Annotated in this window: 14 protein-coding genes, 3 tRNA genes and 3 pseudogenes; 9 read left to right on the forward strand and 11 right to left on the reverse strand. The window is 70.5% G+C overall.

Annotated features, from left to right (window positions below):
* Window positions 1–308 precede the first annotated feature (308 nt).
* Window positions 309–528, reverse strand: a pseudogene (locus LGI35_RS16250) (IS5/IS1182 family transposase); the annotation flags it as partial.
* Between the two features lie 324 nt (window positions 529–852).
* On the opposite strand from LGI35_RS16250, the pseudogene LGI35_RS46615 reads away from it, so the two are divergent.
* Window positions 853–2,088, forward strand: a pseudogene (locus LGI35_RS46615) (IS110 family transposase).
* 554 nt (window positions 2,089–2,642) lie between these two features.
* Here LGI35_RS46615 and LGI35_RS16265 read toward each other — a convergent pair.
* Together LGI35_RS16265 and LGI35_RS16270 are read right to left on the reverse strand one after the other, a co-directional pair.
* The gene (locus tag LGI35_RS16265; RefSeq protein WP_227294544.1) at window positions 2,643–2,888 is read right to left on the reverse strand and encodes a hypothetical protein; all 246 of its coding nucleotides are present in this window, start codon (window positions 2,886–2,888) and stop codon (window positions 2,643–2,645) included.
* A gap of 263 nt (window positions 2,889–3,151) precedes the next feature.
* Window positions 3,152–3,676: a hypothetical protein gene (locus LGI35_RS16270; protein ID WP_227294545.1), complete on the reverse strand. Its 525-nt coding sequence runs from the start codon at window positions 3,674–3,676 to the stop codon at window positions 3,152–3,154.
* Window positions 3,677–4,299: 623 nt separating this feature from the next.
* Here LGI35_RS16270 and LGI35_RS16275 point away from each other — a divergent pair.
* Window positions 4,300–4,584, forward strand: coding sequence for a hypothetical protein (locus tag LGI35_RS16275; RefSeq protein WP_227294546.1), 285 nt, complete (start codon window positions 4,300–4,302; stop codon window positions 4,582–4,584).
* 393 nt (window positions 4,585–4,977) lie between these two features.
* Window positions 4,978–5,348: pseudogene (locus LGI35_RS16280) on the forward strand (N-acetylmuramoyl-L-alanine amidase); the annotation flags it as partial.
* Between the two features lie 269 nt (window positions 5,349–5,617).
* Here the strand turns inward: LGI35_RS16280 and LGI35_RS16285 are convergent.
* The 3 genes from LGI35_RS16285 to LGI35_RS16295 form a co-directional block, all read right to left on the reverse strand.
* Window positions 5,618–5,691, reverse strand: a tRNA-Ile gene (locus tag LGI35_RS16285).
* Window positions 5,692–5,875: 184 nt separating this feature from the next.
* Window positions 5,876–5,948, reverse strand: a tRNA-Asn gene (locus LGI35_RS16290).
* A 5-nt stretch (window positions 5,949–5,953) separates the two neighbouring features.
* Window positions 5,954–6,026 (reverse strand) — tRNA-Asn (locus tag LGI35_RS16295).
* A gap of 136 nt (window positions 6,027–6,162) precedes the next feature.
* Between LGI35_RS16295 and LGI35_RS16300 the strand changes: the two genes are divergently transcribed.
* The 4 genes from LGI35_RS16300 to LGI35_RS16315 all read left to right on the forward strand — a co-directional run bounded on the left by LGI35_RS16300 (window position 6,163) and on the right by LGI35_RS16315 (window position 11,788).
* The gene (locus tag LGI35_RS16300) at window positions 6,163–6,471 is read left to right on the forward strand and encodes a YtxH domain-containing protein (RefSeq protein WP_227294547.1); all 309 of its coding nucleotides are present in this window, start codon (window positions 6,163–6,165) and stop codon (window positions 6,469–6,471) included.
* 85 nt (window positions 6,472–6,556) lie between these two features.
* Window positions 6,557–7,996 carry an FGGY family carbohydrate kinase gene (locus LGI35_RS16305; RefSeq protein ID WP_227294548.1) on the forward strand — a complete coding sequence of 480 codons (1,440 nt, stop codon included), beginning with the start codon at window positions 6,557–6,559 and terminating at the stop codon, window positions 7,994–7,996.
* A gap of 133 nt (window positions 7,997–8,129) precedes the next feature.
* On the forward strand, window positions 8,130–9,863 hold the full coding sequence (locus LGI35_RS16310) for an ABC transporter ATP-binding protein (RefSeq protein WP_227294549.1): 1,734 nt from the start codon (window positions 8,130–8,132) through the stop codon (window positions 9,861–9,863).
* Window positions 9,863–11,788 (forward strand): ABC transporter ATP-binding protein, encoded by a 1,926-nt coding sequence (locus tag LGI35_RS16315; protein ID WP_227294550.1) that lies wholly within the window; start codon window positions 9,863–9,865, stop codon window positions 11,786–11,788. Before LGI35_RS16310 ends, LGI35_RS16315 begins: the two co-directional genes overlap by 1 nt.
* Window positions 11,789–11,980: 192 nt before the next feature.
* Here LGI35_RS16315 and LGI35_RS16320 read toward each other — a convergent pair whose 3' ends face one another.
* The 5 genes from LGI35_RS16320 to LGI35_RS16340 all read right to left on the reverse strand — a co-directional run bounded on the left by LGI35_RS16320 (window position 11,981) and on the right by LGI35_RS16340 (window position 19,285).
* Window positions 11,981–13,378, reverse strand: a complete 1,398-nt coding sequence (locus LGI35_RS16320; RefSeq protein ID WP_227294551.1) for an RNA polymerase sigma factor — start codon at window positions 13,376–13,378, stop codon at window positions 11,981–11,983.
* A gap of 163 nt (window positions 13,379–13,541) precedes the next feature.
* On the reverse strand, window positions 13,542–15,440 hold the full coding sequence (dnaG, locus tag LGI35_RS16325; protein WP_116502217.1) for a DNA primase: 1,899 nt from the start codon (window positions 15,438–15,440) through the stop codon (window positions 13,542–13,544).
* Window positions 15,441–15,474: 34 nt separating this feature from the next.
* The gene (locus tag LGI35_RS16330; protein WP_227294552.1) at window positions 15,475–16,749 is read right to left on the reverse strand and encodes an NAD(P)/FAD-dependent oxidoreductase; all 1,275 of its coding nucleotides are present in this window, start codon (window positions 16,747–16,749) and stop codon (window positions 15,475–15,477) included.
* A gap of 166 nt (window positions 16,750–16,915) precedes the next feature.
* A complete protein-coding gene (locus LGI35_RS16335) occupies window positions 16,916–18,331 on the reverse strand; it encodes a deoxyguanosinetriphosphate triphosphohydrolase (protein ID WP_227294553.1) in 1,416 nt (471 codons plus the stop codon).
* Window positions 18,332–18,364: 33 nt separating this feature from the next.
* Window positions 18,365–19,285: a sirohydrochlorin chelatase gene (locus LGI35_RS16340; RefSeq protein WP_227294554.1), complete on the reverse strand. Its 921-nt coding sequence runs from the start codon at window positions 19,283–19,285 to the stop codon at window positions 18,365–18,367.
* A 246-nt stretch (window positions 19,286–19,531) separates the two neighbouring features.
* Between LGI35_RS16340 and LGI35_RS16345 the strand changes: the two genes are divergently transcribed.
* Window positions 19,532–20,146: a SanA/YdcF family protein gene (locus LGI35_RS16345; RefSeq protein WP_227300325.1), complete on the forward strand. Its 615-nt coding sequence runs from the start codon at window positions 19,532–19,534 to the stop codon at window positions 20,144–20,146.
* 757 nt (window positions 20,147–20,903) lie between these two features.
* On the forward strand, window positions 20,904–23,009 hold the full coding sequence (locus tag LGI35_RS16350) for a molybdopterin oxidoreductase family protein (protein WP_227294555.1): 2,106 nt from the start codon (window positions 20,904–20,906) through the stop codon (window positions 23,007–23,009).
* Window positions 23,010–23,069: the final 60 nt, after the last annotated feature.

Consider the following 23,069-nt stretch of genomic DNA (forward strand, 5'->3'; position numbering starts at 1 on the left):
CCCGTGAACGTATCCCCGCCAGCTTGAAGGGAGCGACGGCCCCGCCCAAGACCTGGAGACCCAGACCCCTCCCCACCCCTCCCCTGAGGCGCCGGGGGCCATCGCCATGGATGACCCGCGCGACCTGCTCGCGCTTCTCCCGAGCCAGGTGTCGGAGGTTGCCCCCAACGGCCTTCCCGCCGGCTCTTCGCGTCGGCTCTTCGCGTCGGCTCTTCGCGTCGGCAGCGGGTGGCCGACGGTCTACCTGACGGGGAATCACGTCCGCCGAACGGTGGACGCTCCGGCGTGTCGCAGGTCAAAACGTTCCTGGCGACGCCGCGCCGCTGTTCGAGGCGGTTGATGCACCCCTCGACTGTGTTGCGCTGCTTGTCTGCATCGCGGTCGAAGGCGGGCGGTCTGCCACCCATGCGGCCGCGCCGAAACCGGTGGCTGCGCTGCTCCGCCGGGACGGGGATCACTGCCCGGATACCGCGTCTTCGCAGATGCGCGCACAGCGCGAGATGAATACGCCCCATGGGCGTCGAGGGCCGCTGCTGGGTCAGTTCTGGCAGGGGCCGAGCGGGACGTCTGGCGTGTATGCAGCGCCTGGGAGCGCACCGACAAGAGGGATGCACGCGCGGCCCCTGCCGTTGGGGACTCGGCCGCCGTACGGTGCCGTGGTCCGAGCCGTTCGCAGGGCCGCCTCCCGGTCGGCCGGAGCCATGAAGCTCTTCGCGAGAGCGAGGCCTTGGGGACAGCTGGGGCCACGGACGGCTGATGGGGTGGTGCGCCGGTGGCACTTGAATGAGGTCGCCGAGTGATCCCGCCGCGGCTCGACGCCGGCGGACGGTGAAGGCTCGAAAAGGGGCGCGCATGCACGTGACCCGCGGAATCGACTGGGCTGAGGACCACCCTGACGTGGCGATGGTCGATTCCGATGCCCGACTGCCCTGCAAGCCAAGGATCAGCGACGACGCAGCGGGCTTCCAGGACCTGCTGCGGCTGCTCGCCGAGCACGGCGACAGCCCGCACAAGCCGATCCCGATCGCGATCAAGACCTCGCGGGGACTTCTGGTGACCTGTCTGCGGGCCTCCGGGCGCCGGGTCTTCGCGATCAACCCGATGGCCGTGGCCCGCCACGCGACCGGCACGTCGTCTCCCGCAAGAGATGGACCATCAGGACGCCTCAGTCCTGGCGGACATCCTGCGGCCCGACGCCGAGCTCCACCGGCCGCTGTCGGACGACTCCGACCCGGTCAGAGCGATCGCCGTCCTCGCCAGAGCCCGACAGGACGCGGTCTGGGACCACATCGGGGCCCACAATCGGCTGCGTTCGCACCTACGCGAGTGCTACCCGGCGGTTCTGGAGGCGTTCACATCAAGCGCGTGCGGCTGGTGTCCCGTGAGGCCCGCGCGGTCCTGGCGATCGCCCCCACTCCGGCCGAGGCCATCGGACTTACCCGCCAAAGGCTCAAGGCCGATGCCACGAAGGCCGGCCGCCGGCGCCGGATCGAGGACGAGACCGACCGGCTGCTCAAGGTGATCCGCCGGACATGGCTCCGCCAACCGGCCCTGGTGGAGACAGCGATGGGACGCCGGCCGCTCGCCCTGCTCACCCAACGCGAGGCGGCCTGCCGAGCCTGCGGCGATCTGGCACGCGACAGCGAAGAACTCTTTCTCCAGCATCCCGACGCAGAGATCATCATGAGGTTCCCCGGTCACGCCGTGCCTACCGGTGCCCGGATACCCGCCGAGACAGGCGACGACCGCACCCGGTTCAACGCGGCCCGGGACCTGAAGGCGTATGCCGGAAGCGCCCCGGTGACACGGGAGTCCAGCAAGAGCCGTCGCGTCAGGCACCACCGGGTCAAGAACAGTCGCTCGGCCGCGACCGGCAGACACTGGGCCTTCGCTGCACTCACCTCCAGGTGCCCACGCCCCCACCACAACCATCGACGGGACACCGGCGACCGCTACTACGCGGCCCTCCGCCACCTGTTCAACCGCATGCTCGGTCAGCTCCGCCGACGCCTGACCTTCCGCCAGAGATCTGATGAGGCAATCACGTTCTCCCCACCGATGCCGTCAACACTCGCTGCGGCTGCTTGACCGGACAGGCGCATGGGTTTGTCGGGCAGGAGGACCTCTGGCCGGGTCCGGGGGCCGCCCGCGCGGGCGGGGAACGCGGAGGCGGGTCATCACGTCCGGGAAGGCGGGCGCGTCTCCTGCTGTCCGCCAGCGAGGTGGAAGGCCGGGGGTCGGCAGGCGCCGTCGGCCGCGAGGTGGATCTTGGTAGTCAGTCCGCCACGGGACCTGCCGATAGCGTGCTCACCAGCACGCGGCCGGAGCCCGCAAAAGGGGGCTCCGGCCGCGTGCTGGTGAGCACGCACGATCGTGGAGTGCACCGCGACGAGCCACTCCAGGACCTGATCGGCGTCGGCCTGCGCCATCAGAGCGGTGAACATCCGCTCCTAGGCGCCATCGAGGGCCCACATCTGCAGCCGGTTGCAGACGCCCCGCCAGTTGCCGTATTTCTCGTGCAGATGCACCCACCGTGATCCGGTCTGGAATTCCATGCGATCGCGTCGATCACCTCAAGGTGATCGCGCCACCGACCACCTCGCTTCGGTGTCCCACCGGGAGCAACGGTTGGACCGTGCCCCCTACGCGTCAGTCAACGGCACACCCAGGCCAGCGATGAGACGACGGGAAGGGAGCGGCTGTGCGCCGGCCATGTCATCTGTCGAGCCGGCCGAGTTCCACCAGCCGGTCACTCGAACGGCCATGGCGCCTGGCCGCAGGCCCAGAGGATCGAGGCCGAGGTGACTTTCCAGCTTTTGCCGCGGAAACTCGCCGATCTCGGTCCGTTCGGCGCCGGAGCGAAGCCGCTTCAGCAGAGGAGCGAGCATGCAGTCTGGCAACATTCCGGGACCGCCCACGAGCCCATCTCGAGACACTGCCGCGAACCGGACCCGCCTTGAAGCGCCTTCGACGAAACGCGGCGCAGCCCGGCGAGCGCCCGAAATGACCTTCGTGCGGGCACGGGGCGCGAGGCGCTCCGTGTAAGCATTAGGCCATTTCGGGCGCGGCATGCCCGGCTGGATTAAGCTTTCGTTGATGGCCCCGGCCCGATTCCGACGGGCCGGGGCCTCAACTATTCCCGCGGCAGGATTTACCACTCGCCCTTGCCGTGGTCGCCACCGTAGCCACCACGCCCGCGGAAGTCGTCGACTACACGGAAGCTGCCCACAACACCGTTCTTGACCCACACGCCGCCACGGATCTTGTGGGGGGAGACGCTGTTGCTGGTGCTCCACGGTCCGACCGTGGCAACGGGAGACCCGTTGTCGCAGGTCGCACCACGGAAGACCTCAACAGTCTTCCAGCTGTCGTTGCGGACGTTGAAGCTGCGGGCGCCCAGACCGCTCACCACAGTGATGCAGCCATCCGTCCTGGCCGAGTAGGACCGCTCGTTGAAGTGGATCCGACCCTCGTAGTAGTGGTGGTTGCCGCCCTTCTCCTTGCCCTGGCCGGAGTCGCCACCGAGGGGCGCCGCCGCGGGAGCAGCCGCCTGACGAACAGCCGGAGCAGCCGGAGCCGCCTCCGTGCCGGCAGCAGCGGCGTAGTTGATGCCGGTGGCAGCAAGAGCTGCAGCGCCCGCGATAGCAGCGGTGACAGCAATGGAACGCTTGCTCATGTCAGTTTCTTCCTTCTCGGAGAGATCGGCCGGACAGCCGCTCTGCGAAAGAAGATACAGAAATCACCTCATTCATCACTTATAGGACGTGCTGAATATCCGAAAATTAATCCGTGTGGCCGTATCTCTGCGAAGGCTCCCGTCGGCTGAGGCATGCTCCTTCGACTCTCAATTGCCCTTTTTTGTACGGCAGTTGATGGCTCGTGAGCCCTGCCCAGCGACCCGTTGTCAGCTGCTCAAATTTCCTGAAGCCGTGTCGCAGGTTCCGCGTGGCGCGCCGTCACCCACGGCCCTGACCGGTCGGGGGCGAGGCTCGCCGACGCTGTGTCGAACCGCTGAACCGCGTCGAGAGTGGCCTCGTCCGGGGTTGTGCAGCTCGGTGGAAACCTGAAGTCGGTCGGATGCCCCGGGCGTTCGGGGCGCCTTCGGCAGTAACGGCCATCACCACATGGACCGGGCCGGTTCGAGACCTGCCCGTCCGGCCTGGATCGAGTCTTGGCTGGTGGCATGGCACTGACGGGCACCAGGTACTGATCTATCTCCGACTGCCGGCTCGCACCGAGCGCCGGTGTCCTCATGGACCACTCCAGCCTCGACTCCGACGACAAGACAGCCTCAGTGCCATGCAGGAGGTGATGGCCCTCGATGGCGGGTCCGAGTGGACCGCAGACGTGACCTGGTCAGACGCCGCTCACCCGGGCTTCTCACCTCCTGTCCGTGTCCGCCCGATGATCGGCAGCCAGGCCGCCGCCCCGGAAGCAGTCTTCGACCTCCCAGGCTGCGTCTCCACGTACACGCTCACCGAGCCCTACGAGCAGGGCAGGGGCACCACCGTCGTCACGGCCCGCGGCGAGGGCGAGGGCGACGCCCGCCTGTCCAGCCCGGCCTCAAGTCGCCACGGCCCTTGAGGCCGGCGGCTGGCCCCGCCACATCTACCGCCGCACCCCGGCATCCGGGATCACCGACCCGAGCCAACTCACCGCGCACGCCCTCAAATCCCTGGCAGTCATCCAGACCGGAGCCCCCGTGTGGGACGTCGAAGCCATCACCTCAGGCGGCGCCACGGCTGGGTCGGGATGGGGGCATCGGCGATCAGGTCCGCCTTTCCATCGAGGCCCAGTGAGCTGGGCGTTCGCCGGACAGACTCGAATGCCCGTCGGCGTCGAGGTCCGGCAGGACCACGACCAGCCCTGGCCGCTGGAGCACGCTCAGTTCGTCGGCATCACCTCGGACCACCAGCCGCACGCACCCTCCGGGCCCCGCGCCATACGGCCGGGGCCTTCCTCATTTCTGGAAAGTCCATGGCACCGCCCATGACCCCTGCCCCGTTCATCGACGCGCTCCGCGCCGAGTGCGTCACCGTCGTCGAGGTCGGCGACCGGCAGCACCACAACCGCAACCACAAGGGGCTGTGGGGCCCGGTCAACGGCGTGCCGATCCACTGCACCGTCGCCAAGAGCACCGCCTCCGCGGTCGCCATCTGTCGCAACGGTCACAGCGACCTGGCCGGCCGCTGCGCCACGGGGACATCGCCGAGGACGGCCGCGTGCACCTGGTCGGCTACGGCCGCGCCAACCATGCCGGCCTCGGCGACGACGACGTGCTGCGCGCCATCGTCGACGAGACCGCGCTGCCGCCGGACAACGAGGCGAACACCGACGGCAACCGGCACGGCGAGCAGTGGGCGCGGTCGCCCGACACTCCGTGCGTCGTGCCCCGTAGCTGTCGGGCGCATGGAGAAGCCCCGGCCGGATGATCCGGCCGGGGCTTCTCCATGTCGTGTACTCCGTCAGAGCGTTGGGCCGGGCGGCGTTGATCGCCTGCGTTTCGGCCGAACGTAGGCCGAGCTAGCGACCTTCGGGCGTGCCTTGCCTGACGCGCGGAACCACTACGGGATGCTTGAGTCGCAGCTAGAAACGTTCCTTCTGGGAGAAGGCTGTGTGGGGCGGGTGGGACTCGAACCCACGGCCGACGGATTATGAGTCCGCTGCTCTAACCGGCTGAGCTACCGCCCCGTTTCGGCGTGGCGCGTACATGTGTGCGCGCCGTCTGCCGCAGCATAGCCGCTCATACGATCTCCTGCTCCGGATGGTCGGCCTTGCTCGGGGTAGAGGACTCCGCGCGCCCGCGTACGGTTCCACCTGGCGAAGAAGACGACACGAAAAGACCCCCGGGGTTCCCGGGGGTCTTGTTCGTCAGCTCTCCCGACTGGACTCGAACCAGTAACCTGCCGGTTAACAGCCGGCTGCTCTGCCAATTGAGCTACAGGAGATCGAGCTCCCCCGACTGGACTCGAACCAGTAACCTGCCGATTAACAGTCGGCTGCTCTGCCAATTGAGCTACAGGGGAATGTCTCGTGCATCGAACGCACCTACCTTGGCACTCGCCAGGGGGCGTGCGCTCGCTGCGACACATACATTAGCGCAAGCAGGGGGGTGCTCCGCCAATCGGTTCCCCCGGTGATCACAAGGGAAGGGTGGCAGCCATGCGCTACCGGCTCACATTCGTCGCCGGTCTGGCCCTGGGGTACGTGCTCGGGACCCGGGCCGGACGCGAGCGCTACGAGCAGCTGAAGAAGTCCGCCCGCGAGTTCGCGCAGAACCCTGCCGTCCGGAACACGGCGGAGTCCGCGGCCCAGCAGACGCGTCAGATCGCGGGCAAAGCGCTGCACTCGGTGAGCGAGAAGGTCGAGAGCCGGGTCCCCGAGTCGGTGGCCGGCCGGGTCCGCTCGCTGCGGGAGCGCGGCCAGGGCGGCGACGGCTTCGAGGACGACTGGGGCACCAGCAACACCTGAGCCCCACGGCCCTGGCGAGAGCGGGTCCTCGGCCCGGCCCCGGCCCGCGGGACGGGGCCGGGGCGGAGTGCGGCAGAATTCAGTCATGGGGATAGTCGCCGGGCTGGACAGTTCGCCCGATTTCACTCGGATCGTGGTCTGTGACGCGGACTCCGGTGCCGTGCTCAAGCAGGGCTATGCCCCGCACCCTCTCGAACCCGGCGAGGGCGGTGGCCGTCCCGCCGATGTCGACCCACAGGCGTGGCTCCTCTCGCTCGGCGAGGCCGCGGGCGGCGGGCTGCTCGAAGGCGTGCAGGCCATCGGGGTCTCCGCGCAGCAGAACGCGCTGGTGCCGCTCGACTCGCAGGGCAACACCGTGCGGCCCGCGATGCCCGGGGGCGACAAGCGGACGCAGGCCGCGGCCGCGGATCTCATCGACCGGCTCGGCGGGCGCGAGGCGTGGGCACAGGCCGTCGGGTGTGTGCCGCAGGCCATGCATCCCGTGACGAAGCTGCGGTGGCTGGCGAGGAACGAGCCGGAGGCCGCGCAGCGGGTCGCGCTCGTGCTCCAGGCCCACGACTGGCTGGTGTGGCAGCTCCTCGGCCGGCCCTCGCGGCGGACCACCGACCGGGGCGGGGCCTCGGGCACCGGCTACTGGTCGGCGGCGAGCGGCTCGTACCGTCCTGATCTGGTCGAGCTGGCGCTCGGGCATCAGGCGATGCTGCCGGAGGTGCTCGGTCCGGGGGACGCGGCCGGCACCACTCCGGAGGGGCTGATCATCTCGGCCGGTACGGGCGAGACGATGGCCGCGGCGTTCGGGCTCGGGGTGCGTCAGGGCGACGCCGTGGTGTCGCTCGGCGCCTCGGGGTCGGTCATGGCGGTGCACCACGAGGCGCTGGCCGATCCGTCCGGGATGATCACCTCGCTCGCCGACGCGACCGGCATGCATCTGCCCGTCGTCCATACGCTCAATGCGGTGCGGGCCCTTCGGGGTACGGCCGACATGCTCGGGCTCTCCGGGATCGAGGAGCTGTCCGACCTGGCGATGAAGTCGACTCCCGGGTCGCACGGCCTGGTCCTGCTGCCGTATCTGGAGGGCGAGAAGACGCCGAATCTGCCGCACACCGCGGGCACGCTGAGTGGGCTGCGGCGGGAGTCGATGAAGCCGGAGCATCTCGCGCGGGCCGCGTTCGAGGGCATGCTGTGCGGGCTCGGGGACGCCATGGACGTACTGCGCGCGCGGGGGGTCGAGGTGCGGCGGATCTTCCTGCTCGGCGCGGCGGCCGAGCTGCCGGCGGTGCAGGCCGCGGCGCCGATGCTGTTCGGGACGCAGGTCGTGGTGCCGCAGCCCGCGGACTACGCGGCGCTCGGTGCGGCGCGGCAGGCCGCGTGGGCGCTGAACGGGCAGCTGCCGCAGTGGCAGGGCGCGGCGGCGCAGGTTCTGGAGCCGGGCGAGGAGTTGCCCGTCGGGCAGGCGGTGCGACAGCAGTTCACCGCCGTACGGGAACAGACGCACCCCGGAGCCTTCGATTCCGTGGGGGCGTGACCGCTTCGTCCCGCTCCACGTAGGTTTCTTGGCGGGCTCTTGGCTAAATCGGTTGAGGTAACGCGGGTGGAGTGTCGGACGATGGGGGTCGTGCACCACTGACCCCTCACCGGCCGACTTCGAGAGACCGAGCGTGCTCATACGACTCCTGCGGACCTACCTCGGTCCGTACAAGAAACCCATCGGCGTGCTGGTGCTGCTGCAGTTCCTGCAGACCTGCGCCTCGCTCTATCTGCCCACCCTGAACGCGGACATCATTGACAACGGTGTCGTGAAGGGGGACACGGGCTACATCCTGACGTTCGGCGCCATCATGATCGCGATCACCGTGGTCCAGATGGTCTGCAACATCGGCGCCGTGTACTACGGCGCCCGCACCGCGTCCGCGCTCGGACGGGACGTCCGGGCCTCCGTGTTCGACCGCGTGCAGTCCTTCTCGGCGCGCGAGATGGGCCAGTTCGGGGCGCCGTCCCTGATCACCCGCACGACGAACGACGTGCAGCAGGTCCAGATGCTCACGCTCATGACGTTCACGCTGATGGTGTCGGCGCCGATCATGTGTGTCGGCGGCATCGTCATGGCGCTGGGCCAGGACGTGCCCCTGTCGGGCGTGCTGCTCGCCGTGGTCCCGGTCCTCGGGATCAGCGTCAGCCTGATCGTGCGCCGCCTGCGGCCGCTGTTCCGCACCATGCAGGTGCGGCTCGACACGGTGAACCGGGTGCTGCGCGAGCAGATCACCGGCAACCGCGTCATCCGCGCCTTCGTCCGCGACGACTACGAGAAGGGTCGCTTCCGCGAGGCCAACGCCGATCTGACCGAGGTCTCCCTCGGCACCGGCAAGCTCCTCGCGCTGATGTTCCCGATCGTCATGACCGTGGTGAACATCTCGTCGATCGCCGTCGTCTGGTTCGGCGCGCACCGCATCGACAGCGGCGGCATGCAGATCGGCGCGCTCACCGCGTTCCTCGCCTATCTGATGCAGATCGTGATGAGCGTCATGATGGCCACCTTCATGTTCATGATGGTGCCGCGCGCCGAGGTCTGCGCCGAGCGCATCCAGGAGGTCCTCTCCACCGAGTCCAGCGTCGTGCCGCCGGCCTCGCCGGTGCGCGAGCTGCGCGACCACGGCCACCTGGAGATCCGGGACGCGGGCTTCCGCTATCCGGGCGCCGAGGAGCCGGTGCTCAAGGCCATCCAGGTCACCGCGCGCCCCGGTGAGACGACCGCCGTCATCGGCTCGACCGGCAGCGGCAAGTCCACCCTTCTCGGCCTGGTGCCGCGCCTGTTCGACGCGACCGACGGCGAGGTCCTGGTGAACGGCGTCGACGTGCGCACCATCGACCCCGCGCTGCTCGCCAGGACCGTCGGGCTCGTGCCGCAGAAGCCGTACCTCTTCGCGGGGACGGTCGCGACGAATCTGCGGTACGGCAATCCCGACGCGACCGACGAGGAGCTGTGGAACGCCCTGGAGGTGGCACAGGCCAAGGACTTCGTGAAGAAGCTGGAGAACGGGCTCGACTCCCCGATCTCGCAGGGCGGCACCAATGTCTCCGGCGGTCAGCGCCAGCGGCTCGCGATCGCGCGGACGCTGGTGCAGCGGCCCGAGATCTATCTCTTCGACGACTCGTTCTCCGCGCTCGACTACGCGACGGACGCCGCGCTGCGGGCGGCGCTGGGTCAGGAGACCTCCGAGGCGACCGTGGTGATCGTGGCCCAGCGGGTCTCCACCATCCGCGACGCGGACCGCATCGTGGTCCTCGACGAGGGCCATGTCGTGGGCACGGGCACCCATCACGAGCTGATGGCCGGCAATGAGACGTACCGGGAGATCGTTCTCTCCCAGCTGACGGAAGCGGAGGCGGCCTGATGGCGGGGCCAGGCGGGCGGATGATGGCCGGGGGCCCGGACCAGCGTTCGATGGACTTCAAGGGCTCGGGCAAGCGGCTCATCAGGCAGTTCAAGCCCGAGAGGACGACGATGTACGCGATGGTCGCGTGTGTCGTCCTGAGTGTGGGCCTGTCGGTGCTGGGCCCGAAGATCCTGGGCCGGGCGACCGACCTGGTCTTCGCGGGCATCATCGGGCGTCAGATGCCCGCCGGAAGCAGCAAGGCGCAGGTCATCGAGGGGATGCGGGCCAAGGGCGACTCCGGGGTCGCCGACATGCTCTCCGGGATCGACTTCACGCCCGGCCAGGGCATCGACTTCGGGGCCGTGGGCTCCGTGCTCGGGATCGCCCTGTTCACGTTCCTCGGGGCCGGGCTGCTGATGGCCGTGGCGACACGGCTGTCCAACCGGGCGCTCAACAAGACCGTCTTCCGGATGCGCGAGGACATCCAGGCGAAGCTGTCGCGCCTTCCGCTGTCGTACTTCGACAAGCGGCAGCGCGGTGAGGTCCTCAGCCGCGCCACGAACGACATCGACAACATCGGGCAGACGCTCCAGCAGACGATGGGTCAGCTCATCAACTCGCTGCTCACCATCATCGGCGTGCTGGTGATGATGTTCTGGATCTCGCCGCTGCTCGCGCTGGTGGCGCTGGTGACGGTGCCGCTGTCGTTCCTGATCGCGACGCGGGTCGGCAAGCGGTCGCAGCCGCAGTTCGTGCAGCAGTGGAAGACCACCGGCAAGCTGAACGCGCACATCGAGGAGATGTACACCGGCCACAACCTGGTGAAGGTCTTCGGGCGTCAGGAGGAGTCGGCGAAGGCGTTCGCCGAGCAGAACGACGCGCTCTACGAGGCCGGGTTCAAGGCGCAGTTCAACAGCGGGATGATGCAGCCGCTGATGTTCTTCGTGTCGAACCTGAACTACGTGCTGGTCGCCGTGGTGGGTGGCCTGCGGGTCGCCTCGGGTTCGCTGTCGATCGGTGACGTCCAGGCGTTCATCCAGTACTCGCGGCAGTTCTCCATGCCGCTGACGCAGGTCGCCTCGATGGCGAACCTGGTGCAGTCGGGCGTCGCGTCGGCCGAGCGGATCTTCGAACTGCTCGACGCGGACGAGCAGGAGGCCGACCCGGTGCCGGGCGAGAAGCCCGATCTGCTGCGCGGGCTCGTCGAGTTCGAGAACGTGTCCTTCCGCTACGAGCAGGACAAGCCCCTCATCGAGGACCTGTCCCTCGCCGTGGAGCCGGGGCACACCGTCGCCATCGTCGGCCCGACGGGCGCCGGCAAGACGACCCTGGTCAACCTGCTGCTCCGCTTCTACGAGGTCACCGGCGGGCGCATCACCCTCGACGGGGTCGACGTGGCGAAGATGTCGCGCGACGAACTCCGTTCCGGGATCGGCATGGTGCTCCAGGACACGTGGCTGTTCGGCGGCACGATCGCGGACAACATCGCGTACGGCGCGGCGAAGGACGTCACCCGGGAGCAGATCGAGGAGGCGGCGCGGGCCGCCCACGCGGACCGGTTCATCCGGACGCTGCCCGAGGGCTACGACACCGTGATCGACGACGAGGGGTCGGGGGTCAGCGCCGGTGAGAAGCAGCTCATCACCATCGCGCGCGCGTTCCTTTCGGACCCGGTGATACTCGTCCTCGACGAGGCGACGAGCTCCGTCGACACCCGTACCGAGGTGCTCATCCAGAAGGCGATGGCGCGGCTCGCCCACGGGCGGACCAGCTTCGTCATCGCTCACCGGCTGTCCACGATCCGCGACGCCGACACCATCCTGGTGATGGAGAACGGAGACATCGTGGAGCAGGGCACCCACGATGCGTTGCGCGCCGCGGGTGGGGCGTACGAGCGGCTGTACGAGGCTCAGTTCGCGCAGGCCGTGGTGGAGGTGGAGTAGCCGCGTCATGGGGGGGGTGGGGTTCTGCGTGCGGGTCGTTCGTGGCTGAGTGCGCCGTTCCCCGCGCCCCTGATGGTTCGACTGCGGGTTGTGGGGGTTGAGCGCGCCGTTCCCCGCGCCCCCGATGGTTCGACTGCGGGCTGTAGGGGTTGAGCGCGCCGTTCCCCGCGCCTCTTTTTTGGGGGGCCGCCCTCAGTCCAAGTAGCCCCTCAGCTGGTCCGCGAAAGCGTGGTCCCTGAGTTTGTTCAGGGTCTTGGACTCGATCTGGCGGATGCGTTCCCGGGTCACCCCGAATATGCGGCCGATCTCCTCCAGCGTGCGGGGGCGGCCGTCCGCCAGGCCGTAGCGGAGCTGGACCACCTTGCGTTCGCGTTCGCCGAGGGTGGAGAGGACCGCCTCCAGGTGTTCGCGCAGGAGGAGGAACGCGGCCGACTCGACGGGGGACGCCGCGTCGCCGTCCTCGATCAGGTCGCCCAGCGCGACGTCGTCCTCCTCCCCCACGGGCGCGTGCAGCGACACCGGTTCCTGGGCCAGGCGCAGGACTTCGCTGACCCGCTCCGGCGGCAGGTCGAGATGGGCGGCGACCTCTTCGGGCGTGGGTTCGTAGCCGCGTTCCTGGAGCATGCGGCGCTGGACGCGCACGACCCGGTTGATCAGCTCGACGACGTGCACCGGGACGCGGATCGTGCGGGCCTGGTCGGCGAGGGCCCGTGACATGGCCTGCCGGATCCACCAGGTCGCGTACGTCGAGAACTTGTAGCCGCGGGCGTAGTCGAACTTCTCGACCGCCCTGATCAGGCCGAGGTTTCCCTCCTGGACCAGGTCCAGCATGGTCAGGCCGCGGCCCACGTAACGTTTGGCGACCGAGACGACGAGGCGCAGGTTGGCCTCGATGAGGCGGCGCTTGGCCATCCGGCCCATCACGACGAGTTTGTCGAGGTCGATGGCGAGCTGGGAGTCCGGGTCGGGGGTGCCCGTCAGCTTCTCCTCCGCGAAGAGACCGGCCTCGACCTTGCGGGCCAGGTCGACCTCCTCCGCGGCCGTGAGCAGCGGGATCCGTCCGATCTCGCGCAGGTACTGGCGGAACAGGTCCGAGGAGGGGCCGCCCGTGTCGGTGCGGCCGCGCGAGGGCGGCGGCTCGGGAGTCTCGGAGTCCACCGTGTCCAGGAGGAGGGCGACGGGCGGGCGGGCACCGGCTTGCCGCGGTTCCGGGTCCGACTCCGACTCCGCATCCGGCTCGGCCAGCTCGGCCGTATCGGCCGGTTGCGGGGTGCCGGCGGGATCGTCGGGCGGGTCGGAGTCCGGATGGTTCTCCGGCCCCCGCTGCTGGGGGACGGCCGGGAGTGCCTCCGCGTCCGTGTCCGGCGCGGGGGCGCCCTGGGCGCTCTGACGTGCGGCACCGGTCTGGCTGAGGGTCTGGGTCTGCACGGGGGCGACCTCCAAGGTGATCGCTGCTGAGGCGTGCGGCAGGGGTACACCGGGATCGGCGACGGCGGCCACACCGCTGTCCGTCCCGTACGCGTTGGGCGGAACCGCGGGGGTGTCGGACCCGTTGTCGGGGTTCCGGCCGCGCTCCGAGGACTCAGGCACCGGACCCAGTGTGCTGTACGACACAACGCCGCCACGAGGGGCGTGCGGCGACTTTTTGAGTTCGTTCCGTGACCGCTCGGTTACCGTGCACAACGCCTGCCCCCGCGGGGCGGGACGAAACCGGCCGGGCGGGCCTCGCCCCGGACCGAAGGGGGCGCGGCGCTCAGAGCGCCTGCGCGCCGAGGTCCTGCAGTGCCCTGTCGTAGCGCTGAAGGACCATCAGCTCCTCCTGGACGGCGGACAGGCGTGCCGGGTCGCTGTGCGTGCCCAGACGGGTCAGGGAGCCCTGTACGTCCCGGATGCGCCGGTCGACGGCGCGGCGGCGCACGGCGACGAGCTGCTGGCCCGCGTAGACCTCGTCGACGGACCTGCGCAGGATGGCCTCGACGGCGAGCTCGGTGACCATGGCGCGCACCGCGTCGTCGGGGGCCGCCTCCCGTACCCGTACGAGATATGCCTGCGGGTCCTGGGTGCCGAGGTCGGCGCCGCCCGCCTCGATGATCGCCTCGCGCACCGCGGCGTACGGGGCGGCGGTGAACTCGTCCACGCCGTACGCGTCGAAGGCCGGGGAGACCAACTCGGGCCGCTGGAGGGCGAGTTTGAGCAGCTCGCGCTCGGTGGCGTACACGGGGTTGCGCAGCGTGAGGGCGGGGCCCGCGGCGGACGCGCGGGTCGCCGCGGCCTCGTAGGGCTGCTGCGGGCGGGCCGGGGCGGGGCCGCGGCCGCCGCGGTCCCGGGCCCAGCGGGCGAGCTGCGAGACGCGCTTGACGACGAACTGGGTGTCGAGGATGCCGAGCATGCCGGCGAGCTGGACGGCGACCTCGTGCTGCGCGCCGCTGTTCTTGATGCGGGCGACGACGGGGGCGGCCTCGTCGAGCGCGGCGGCGCGGCCTGCGGGGGTCTCCAGGTCGTAGCGGGAGACGATGTGGCGCAGGGCGAACTCGAAGAGGGGGGTGCGGGGTTCGACCAGGTCGGCGACCGCCTCGTCACCCTTGGCCAGGCGCAGGTCGCAGGGGTCCATGCCGTCAGGGGCGACGGCGATGTAGGTCTCGGCGGCGAACTTCTGGTCGTCCTCGAAGGCGCGCAGGGCGGCCTTCTGGCCCGCCGAGTCGCCGTCGAAGGTGAAGATCACGCGGGCGCTGCCGTTATCCATGAGGAGGCGGCGCAGGATCTTGATGTGGTCGCCGCCGAAGGCGGTGCCGCAGGTCGCGATGGCGGTCGTGATGCCGGCCAGGTGGCAGGCCATGACGTCCGTGTAGCCCTCGACGACGACCGCGCGGCTCGACTTGGCGATCTCCTTCTTGGCGAGGTCGATGCCGTAGAGGACCTGGGACTTCCGGTAGATCGGCGTCTCCGGCGTGTTCAGGTACTTCGGGCCGTTGTCGTCCTCGCGCAGGCGGCGGGCGCCGAAGCCGACGACCTCGCCGCCGATGTCGCGGATGGGCCACATCAGACGGCCGCGGAAGCGGTCGATGGGCCCGCGGCGGCCCTCCTGGGAGATCCCGGAGGTGATGAGCTCCTTGTCGGTGAAGCCCTTGCCACGCAGGAAGCGCGTGAGGTGGTCCCAGCCTGCCGGGCTGTAGCCGACGCCGAAGTGCGCGGCGGCGGCCTGGTCGAAGCCGCGCTCGGCGAGGAACTTGCGGCCGATCTCCGCCTCGGCGCTCTCCAGCTGGTCCATGTAGAACTGGGCGGCCACCTTGTGCGCCTCGACCAGGCGGATGCGCTCACCGCGCTGGTGCGAGGGGTTGTAGCCGCCCTCCTCGTACCGCAGCGTGATGCCCGCCTGGCCGGCGAGGCGCTCGACGACCTCGGAGAAGGAGAGGTGGTCGACCTTCATCACGAACGTGATGGTGTCGCCGCCCTCCTGGCAGCCGAAGCAATGGAAGAGGCCCTTGCTGGGGCTGACCTGGAAGGACGGCGACTTCTCGTCGTGGAAGGGGCACAGGCCCTTCAGGTTCCCGCCGCCCGCGTTGCGCAGTTGCAGGTACTCGGACACCACGGCGTCGATCGGGACCGCGTCCCGGACCGCCTTCACGTCCTCGTCATTGATCCTGCCTGCCACGCAAGGATTCTACGGCGGCCCGCCGACACTCACGTCACCCGTCCTCCCCCTCGAGGAGCTCCGTCAGCGCGACGGACGGATCCGCCAGGCGCTCCGCCCCGGGCCTGACCCCGGTGCGGATGAGGGCCTGGATGCTTTCCGTGACGTCCCACACGTTCACGTTCATCCCGGCGAGCACCCGCCCGTCCTTGAGCCAGAACGCGATGAACTGCCGCTTGCCCGCGTCCCCGCGGATGACGACCTGGTCGTACGAGCCGGGGGGCGCCCAGCCCGAGTACTCGAGGCCGACGTCGTACTGGTCGGAGAAGAAGTACGGCACACGGTCGTACGTCACCTCCTGCCCCAGCATGGCCCGGGCGGCCGCCGGGCCGCCGTTGAGCGCGTTCGCCCAGTGCTCGACGCGCAGCCGGGTCCCGAAGAGCGGGTGCTGCACGGCCGCCACGTCACCGGCCGCGTAGATGTCCGGGTCGGAGGTGCGCAGCGAGGCGTCCACGGCGATGCCGCCGCCGCTCGACCGGTCGGCGAGTTCGATCCCGGCGGACTCGGCGAGCGAGGTGCGCGGGGCGGCGCCGATCGCGGCGAGCACGTCGTGGGCCGGGTGCTCGTCGCCGTCGTCGGTGAGGGCGGCGAGGACCATGCCGTCCTGGCCGGTGATGGCGGTGAGGCGGGTCCCGAAGTGGAAGCGGACGCCGTGCTCGGCGTGCAGGTCGGCGAAGATCTGGCCGATCTCGGGGCCGAGGACCGCGTGCAGCGGGGTCGCCTCGGGCTCGACGACGGTGACCTCGGCGCCGTACTCGCGGGCCGCCGCGGCGACCTCCAGGCCGATCCAGCCCGCGCCCGCGATCACGAGGTGGCCGTTGTCCCGGCCGAGGGAGGCGAGGACGCCCCTGAGGCGCTCCGCGTGGGCGAGGCGGCGCAGATGGTGCACGCCGGCGAGATCGGTGCCCGGGATGTCCATGCGGCGCGGCTCCGCGCCGGTGACCAGGAGCAGCTTGTCGTAGTGGACGACCGTGCCGTCGCCCAGCCGGACGTTCTTCACGGCAGGGTCGACCGCGACGACGGTCTGGCCGAGGTGCAGCTCGATGTCGTTCTGTGCGTACCAGGCCGGTTCGTGGACGAAGACGCTGTCCCGTTCCTCCTTGCCCTGGAGATAGCCCTTGGACAGGGGTGGGCGTTCGTACGGATGATCCCCCTCGTCCCCGATGAGGATCACTCTGCCGTTGAAGCCCTCGGAGCGCAGCGTCTCAGCCGCTTTCGCTCCGGCGAGCCCGCCTCCGACAATGACGAACGTCTGATCCGCGTCGACCACGTGATGCCTCCTCTTTGCCATGGCGCCATATGCGAGCGTCCCGCACGGAGCGTGATGCGGGAAGGGGGCATGGCCCGAACAGGGCATCTTTTCGTCACGCCCAGTGGTCGATGGCCGGTTTCGCGACGAGTGGGACGCCCAGGACGACCGTGCACGGGAGCGCCCCTCAGGGACGGGGCCCGGTGAGCCGTGCGTGCAGCTCGCGGGCCGAGGCGTCGGTGAGGGAGGCGATCTGGTCGACGATCACGCGCTTGCGGGCGCGGTCGTCGCCCGCCGTGTCGAACAGGGCGCGGAACTGCGGGTCGAGACCGTCGGGCGCGCGGCGGGTGAGCGCCTCGGCGAGTTCCGCCACGACGATGCGCTGGTCGGCGCGGAGCCGCTCCTGCTGCGGGCGCTGCATCACGTACCGGTCGGCGACCGCCTTGAGGACCGCGCACTCGTGCCGGGCCTCGCGCGGCACCACCAGTTCGGCCTCGTAGCGCGTGAGGCGGCCCGTGCCGTGGCGGGCCCGGGTGGCGGCCTCGGCCGCGAGGCAGAAGCGGCCGATGAGCTGGCTCGTCGCGTCCTTGAGGCGGGCCTGGGCGACGGCCGTTCCGTCGTAGCCGTGCGGCCACCACTCCTGGTCGAGGAGCCGGTCGAGCGCCGCCGCGAGCTCTTCGGGGTCCGTGTCCGCCGGTACGTAACGGCCGATCGCGACCGCGTAGATGTCCCGGCGCTCGGGCTCCGCGTGCAGCATGTTCGGGTCGAGGTGGCCGGCGTGCAGCCCGTCCTCCAGGTCGTGCACCGAGTACGCGACGTCGTCCGACCAGTCCATGACCTGCGCCTCGAAGCAGGTCCTGCGCTCGGGTGACTCCTTGCGGACCCAGTCGAACACCGGGCGGTCGTCCTCGTACACACCGAACTTGGGCGAGGCCGGGTCGGTGGGGTGGCCGCCGCGGGGCCACGGGTACTTCGTCGCGGCGTCGAGCGCGGCGCGCGTGAGGTTCAGTCCCACACTGACCAGCTCGTCCGTGTCGGCGCTGTGGACGAAGCGCTTGGGTTCGATACGCGTCAGCAGGCGCAGCGACTGCGCGTTCCCCTCGAAGCCGCCGCAGTCCTGCGCCACCTCGTTCAGCGCCTGTTCGCCGTTGTGCCCGAAGGGCGGGTGGCCCATGTCGTGCGAGAGACAGGCCGTCTCGACGAGGTCCGGATCGCAGCCGAGTGCCGCGCCGAGCTCCCGGCCCACCTGCGCGCATTCCAGGGAGTGCGTCAGCCGGGTGCGGGGGCTGGCGTCCCAGGCGCGGTTCATCGTGCCCGGGGTGACGACCTGGGTCTTGCCCGCGAGGCGGCGCAGTGCCGAGGAGTGCAGGACGCGGGCGCGGTCGCGCTGGAAGGCGGTGCGGCCGGGGCGTTTGTCGGGCTCGGGTGCCCAGCGCTCCACCGACGCGGCGTCATAGCCGGACGGGTCGGTGGCGTGGGTCGGGGCGGTCGGGGCGGTCGGGTTCGATTTCGCTGCGGGTGTCTCGTGTTGTGGTGCGGGTGCTTCGTGTCTGGCTGCGGGTGTCCCGTGTTTCGCTGCGGGTGTCTCGTGCGTGCCTTCCATGGACTGACAGTAAGGGCATGCGGTGACAAACGGTCAGGCCGACGTGAGTTGCCGCTGCAAGGGGGTGGCCGCCAGGGAGGCGACGGTCCCGTCGTAGTGGTGGAGGAGGAGGCGGGCCATCGCCGTGTGTGCGCCGAGCGGGGCCGCGGCTATCCAGGGGGCGGCCTGCGCGCACTGGGTGGCGAAGCGGCCCGGCGCCGTGAAGTACGCGGCGACGGCGGCGCGGTGCCTTCCTCTGACGGCGAGGGCACGCAACGCGGCCGGGACCGTGGGGGCGGCGGCACTCGCGTAGGCGGGCACGACCGGGACGCCCAGCCGCTCGGCCAGGAGCGCGGCCGTGCGGGCCGTGTCGACGGCCGAATCGGGGTCGCGGGAGCCCGCCGCCGCGAGGACCACGCCGCTCGTCCTGCGCGTGCGGGCGTCGGGGCGCGGGTCCCAGCCCGCCTCCACCAGACGCGCGTACAGCGTTTCCACCAGGAGCGGGTGGGGGCCCAGCGGCTGGGCGACGCGGGCCGTCAGGTGCGGGGCCGTGGCCAGGGCTGCCGGGATGTCCTGCTTGACGTGGTAGCCGCGCGACAGGAGCAGCGGGGCGAGGACGGCCCTGCCGGGGGCGAGGCCCGCGAGGGTGTCGGTCAGGAGCGGTTCGTTCAGCTCGATGTGGCCGAGGTGGACGGGGAGTCCCGGGCGTTCCTCGCGCACCTTGTCGAGCAGGGCGTGGACCGTGGCGAGCGCCCTCGGGTCGCGGCTGCCGTGCGCCACCACCACCAGGGCGGGCGGGGTGTGCGGGGCGGGTGGGGCGGGCGGTGCCTGCGGGGGTGTACGGCGGCTGCCGTCGAGGCGGACGTGGCTGAGCTGGGTGCCGAGCTGGCTGGTGATCCTGGTCATGAGTTGCGCCGTACTGTCGAGGTGGGCCGTGCCGGTGGGCTCGTCGCGATGGTGTTTCGACGCCGTCATGAATTGATCCTGCCCGGGGGAGGTTGCGGCGTCGTTGCGGGGCGGTGACGCGTCGCTTCCCCGGGGCTCACCGGGTGTTCGGGCGGATGTGAGGTGGTCGGGGTCGGGGTCCTCGCCTGCCCTGTGAACCGGCCGGCGTAGACGTGCGTCCAGTCGTGCGACGACGATTTCGAGCAGGGGTGGTCAGTGGTGCGGATCCGGTTGCCGCGTACGCGGCGGGGGTGGCGGCGGTTCGTGCAGGGCGCGATGGCCGTGTGTGTGCTGACGCTGTTGCCGGCGACGTGGCTGTTCGTCGTGACCGGGGACCGGCTGCGCACGGTCGACGATGCGCCGCGCACCGATGTCGCCGTCGTGTTCGGGGCCGGGCTGTGGGAGGGCGAGCCGTCGCCCTATCTCGCGCACCGGCTCGACGCGGCGGCCCAGCTCTACCGCGACGGGCGGATCCGGGTGGTCCTCGTGACCGGCGACAACAGCCGCGAGGACTACGACGAGCCCGACGCGATGCGGGCCTATCTGACCCGGCACGGGGTGCCCGGCAAGGCTGTCGTCAGCGACTACGCCGGGTTCGACACCTGGGACTCTTGCGTGCGGGCCAAGAAGATCTTCGGGGTCGACCGGGCCGTGCTGATCAGCCAGCGCTTCCACATCCGGCGCGCGGTCGCCCTGTGCGAGGCCGCGGGCGTCTCCTCGTACGGCGTCGGTGTCGACGACCGGCACGACGTGACCTGGTATTACGGCGGGGCCCGTGAGGTGTTCGCGGCGGGCAAGGCCGTGCTCGATTCCGTGTTCCGGCCCGATCCCCGGTTCCTCGGGGACAAGGAGCCTGGGGTTCGGGAGGCGCTGGGGGTGGGGCGTCGCTGAGCGTTGCTCTGGGGGTGGGGCGTGGCTGAGCTTCGCTCTGGAGGTGGGGCGTCGCTGAGCGTTGCTGTGGAGGTGAGGCGTCGCTGAGCGTTGCTCTGGAGGTGAGGCGCCGCTGAGCTTCGCTCCGGAGGTGGCGCGTGGCTGAGCCTCGCTCTGGAGGTGAGGCGTCGCTGAGCCTCGCTCTGGAGGTGAGGCGTCGCTGAGCCTCGCTCTGGAGGTGAGGCGTCGCTGAGCCTCGCTCTGGAGGTGAGGCGTCGCTGAGCCTCGCTCCGGAGGTGAGGCGTCGCTGAGCCTCGCTCTGGAGGTGGCGCGTGGCTGAGCCTCGCTCCGGAGGTGGCGCGTGGCTGAGCCTCGCTCCGGAGGTGAGGCGTCGCTGAGCCTCGCTCTGGAGGTGAGGCGTCGCTGGGCTTCGTCCAGCGGGTGCGGACTCGCTCATGCGCCTCGTGTGCCGTGGGGCGGGGCCGCGGGGGTGTGTCCGTCCTCGCCATCGCGGCGCCTCCGCCCTGTGTACCTTGACCGGCGCCCGCACCTCCGTGCTGCGGGCGGACACACCCCCACGTCCCCTCGCGACGGTTTTGCGGCTGATCCGCCGTTTCTCGTTTCTCACCGGTCCGCCGGTGAGGCGTCTCCTCGCAGCGGTTTCGCGGCTCATCCGGCGTTGTTCTCACGCGCCCGCCAGTAGCGCTAAGAGGGCGTCGTGTCCTGCGTGTAATCGGGCGTGGGCTGTCGCGTAACAGCATGCGCGCAAGGTGGGCCCATGCTCACTGTCACGCCCACCCACTGCCCCTACTGCTCCCTCCAGTGCGGGATGAATCTCGTCCCCACCGCCTCTGGTGTTGTCGGGGTCGAGGAGCGTGCCGGGTTCCCGGTCAATCGTGGCGCCCTGTGCGGGAAGGGGCGTACGGCCGCTGCCGTGCTGGCACCCGGCGTGCGGCTGACGGGACCGCTGGTCCGCAGGGGCGGCGTGCTGGAGCCCGCCTCGTGGGACGAGGCGCTCGGCCTGGTCGCCGACGGGCTTTCCCGTACGCGTTCGGCTCATGGCCCGGACGCGTGCGGGGTCTTCGGCGGGGGCGGGCTCACCAACGAGAAGGCGTACGGGCTCGGGAAGTTCGCCCGGGTCGTGCTCGGGACCTCCCAGATCGACTACAACGGCCGGTTCTGCATGTCGTCCGCCGCGGCGGGGCAGCTCGCCGCGTTCGGGCTCGACCGCGGGCTGCCGTTCCCCCTGGAGGACATTCCTCGTACGGGATGTGTGGTTCTGGTCGGGTCGAACATGGCCGAGACCATGCCCCCCGCGGTCCGCTATCTGAACGAACTGCGGGAGAACGGCGGCACGCTGGTCGTCATCGACCCCCGCCGTACGCGCACCGCCGAGCTCGCCGACCTCCATCTCGCGCCCCGGCCCGGGACCGATCTCGCCCTGGCCCTCGGGATGCTGCATCTGGTGGTGACCGAGGGGCGGGTCGACGAGGAGTTCGTGCGCGCCCGGACGCGGGGCTGGGAGGACGCGCGGGCCGCCGTGATGGCGCACTGGCCCGAGTACGTGGAGCGCGTGACCGGGGTCTCCGTGCCTCAACTGCGCGAGGCCGTGCGGATGTTCTGTGAGCCCGAGGCCGCCATGGTGCTCACCGCGCGCGGGCCCGAGCAGCAGTCCAAGGGCACCGACACCGTGGGCGCCTGGATCAACCTGTGCCTCGCGACCGGGCGAGCAGGGCGGCCCCTTTCCGGGTACGGGTGCCTGACCGGGCAGGGCAACGGGCAGGGCGGGCGCGAGCACGGGCAGAAGGCCGACCAGCTGCCCGGGTACCGCAAGCTGACCGACCCGGCGGCGCGTGCGCACGTGGCCGGTGTGTGGGGCGTGGACCCCGACTCCCTTCCCGGCCCCGGCCGTTCCGCGTACGAGCTGCTCGACGCGCTGGGGCATGACGTACGGGCGCTGCTGGTCATGGGGTCGAATCCGGTGGTTTCGGCCCCTCGTGCCGCCCATGTGGAAGGGCGGTTGCGGTCGCTCGACTTTCTGGCCGTGGCGGATGTGGTGCTTTCCGAGACCGCCGCCCTCGCCGATGTGGTGCTGCCCGTGACCCAGTGGGCCGAGGAGACGGGGACCGTGACCAGCCTGGAGGGACGCGTGCTGCTGCGGCGTCGCGCCGTCATGCCTCCGGACGGGGTGCGCAGCGATCTGGAGGTGCTGCGTGAGCTCGCCGGGCGGCTGGGGGTGGAGAAGGGTTTCCCCGCCGATCCGGAGGAGGTCTTCGAGGAGCTGCGGCGGGCCTCGGAAGGGGGAGCCGCCGATTACGCGGGGATCTCCTACCGGCGGCTCGTCGAGGAGGACGGGGTGTTCTGGCCCTGTCCGGAAGAGGAACATCCGGGGACGCCCCGGCTCTTTCTGGAACGGTTCGCCACCGAGGACGGACGGGCCCGCTTCGTCGCCGTCTCGCATCGCGCGGCCGCCGAGGAGCCCGACGCCGAGTTCCCGGTCCATCTGACGACGGGGCGCGTCGTGTCTCAGTACCAGTCGGGTGCGCAGACCCGGCGCGTGGCCGAGCTGAACGCCGCCGCGCCCGGCCCCTTCGTGGAGCTGCATCCCCGGCTCGCCGCGCGGATCGGGGTGGCTGAGGGCGAGCCGGTCGCCGTCGTCTCCCGGCGCGGGCGGGCCGAGGCGCCCGCCCGGATCACCACGGGAATCCGGCCCGACACGGTGTTCATGCCGTTCCACTGGTCAGGCGCCGGGCGCGCCAATAACCTGACCAACCCCGCGCTCGACCCGACGTCCCGGATGCCGGAGTTCAAAGTGTGCGCGGTACGCGTCGAGGCGGCCGGCACCGGTTCCGGTGACCGCCCGGGCGATGTGGTTCAAGTTTGAAACACGGCGGCCGTGCGGTTAGCTTGGGGCTGTAGCTTGAAAGTTCAAGCATATCGATTT

This window comes from Streptomyces longhuiensis (genome assembly GCF_020616555.1).
In the GTDB taxonomy this organism is placed as follows: Bacteria; Actinomycetota; Actinomycetes; order Streptomycetales; family Streptomycetaceae; genus Streptomyces; species Streptomyces longhuiensis.

Coding starts and splice junctions, on each gene's coding strand:
- LGI35_RS16265 (WP_227294544.1), bottom strand. CDS start 2,888: ATGCTCGCTCCTCTGCTGAAGCGGCTTCGCTCCGGCGCCGAACGGACC.
- LGI35_RS16270 (WP_227294545.1), bottom strand. CDS start 3,676: ATGAGCAAGCGTTCCATTGCTGTCACCGCTGCTATCGCGGGCGCTGCA.
- LGI35_RS16275 (WP_227294546.1), top strand. CDS start 4,300: ATGCAGGAGGTGATGGCCCTCGATGGCGGGTCCGAGTGGACCGCAGAC.
- LGI35_RS16300 (WP_227294547.1), top strand. CDS start 6,163: ATGCGCTACCGGCTCACATTCGTCGCCGGTCTGGCCCTGGGGTACGTG.
- LGI35_RS16305 (WP_227294548.1), top strand. CDS start 6,557: ATGGGGATAGTCGCCGGGCTGGACAGTTCGCCCGATTTCACTCGGATC.
- LGI35_RS16315 (WP_227294550.1), top strand. CDS start 9,863: ATGGCGGGGCCAGGCGGGCGGATGATGGCCGGGGGCCCGGACCAGCGT.
- LGI35_RS16335 (WP_227294553.1), bottom strand. CDS start 18,331: ATGGAAGGCACGCACGAGACACCCGCAGCGAAACACGGGACACCCGCA.
- LGI35_RS16340 (WP_227294554.1), bottom strand. CDS start 19,285: ATGACGGCGTCGAAACACCATCGCGACGAGCCCACCGGCACGGCCCAC.
- LGI35_RS16345 (WP_227300325.1), top strand. CDS start 19,532: ATGGCCGTGTGTGTGCTGACGCTGTTGCCGGCGACGTGGCTGTTCGTC.
- LGI35_RS16350 (WP_227294555.1), top strand. CDS start 20,904: ATGCTCACTGTCACGCCCACCCACTGCCCCTACTGCTCCCTCCAGTGC.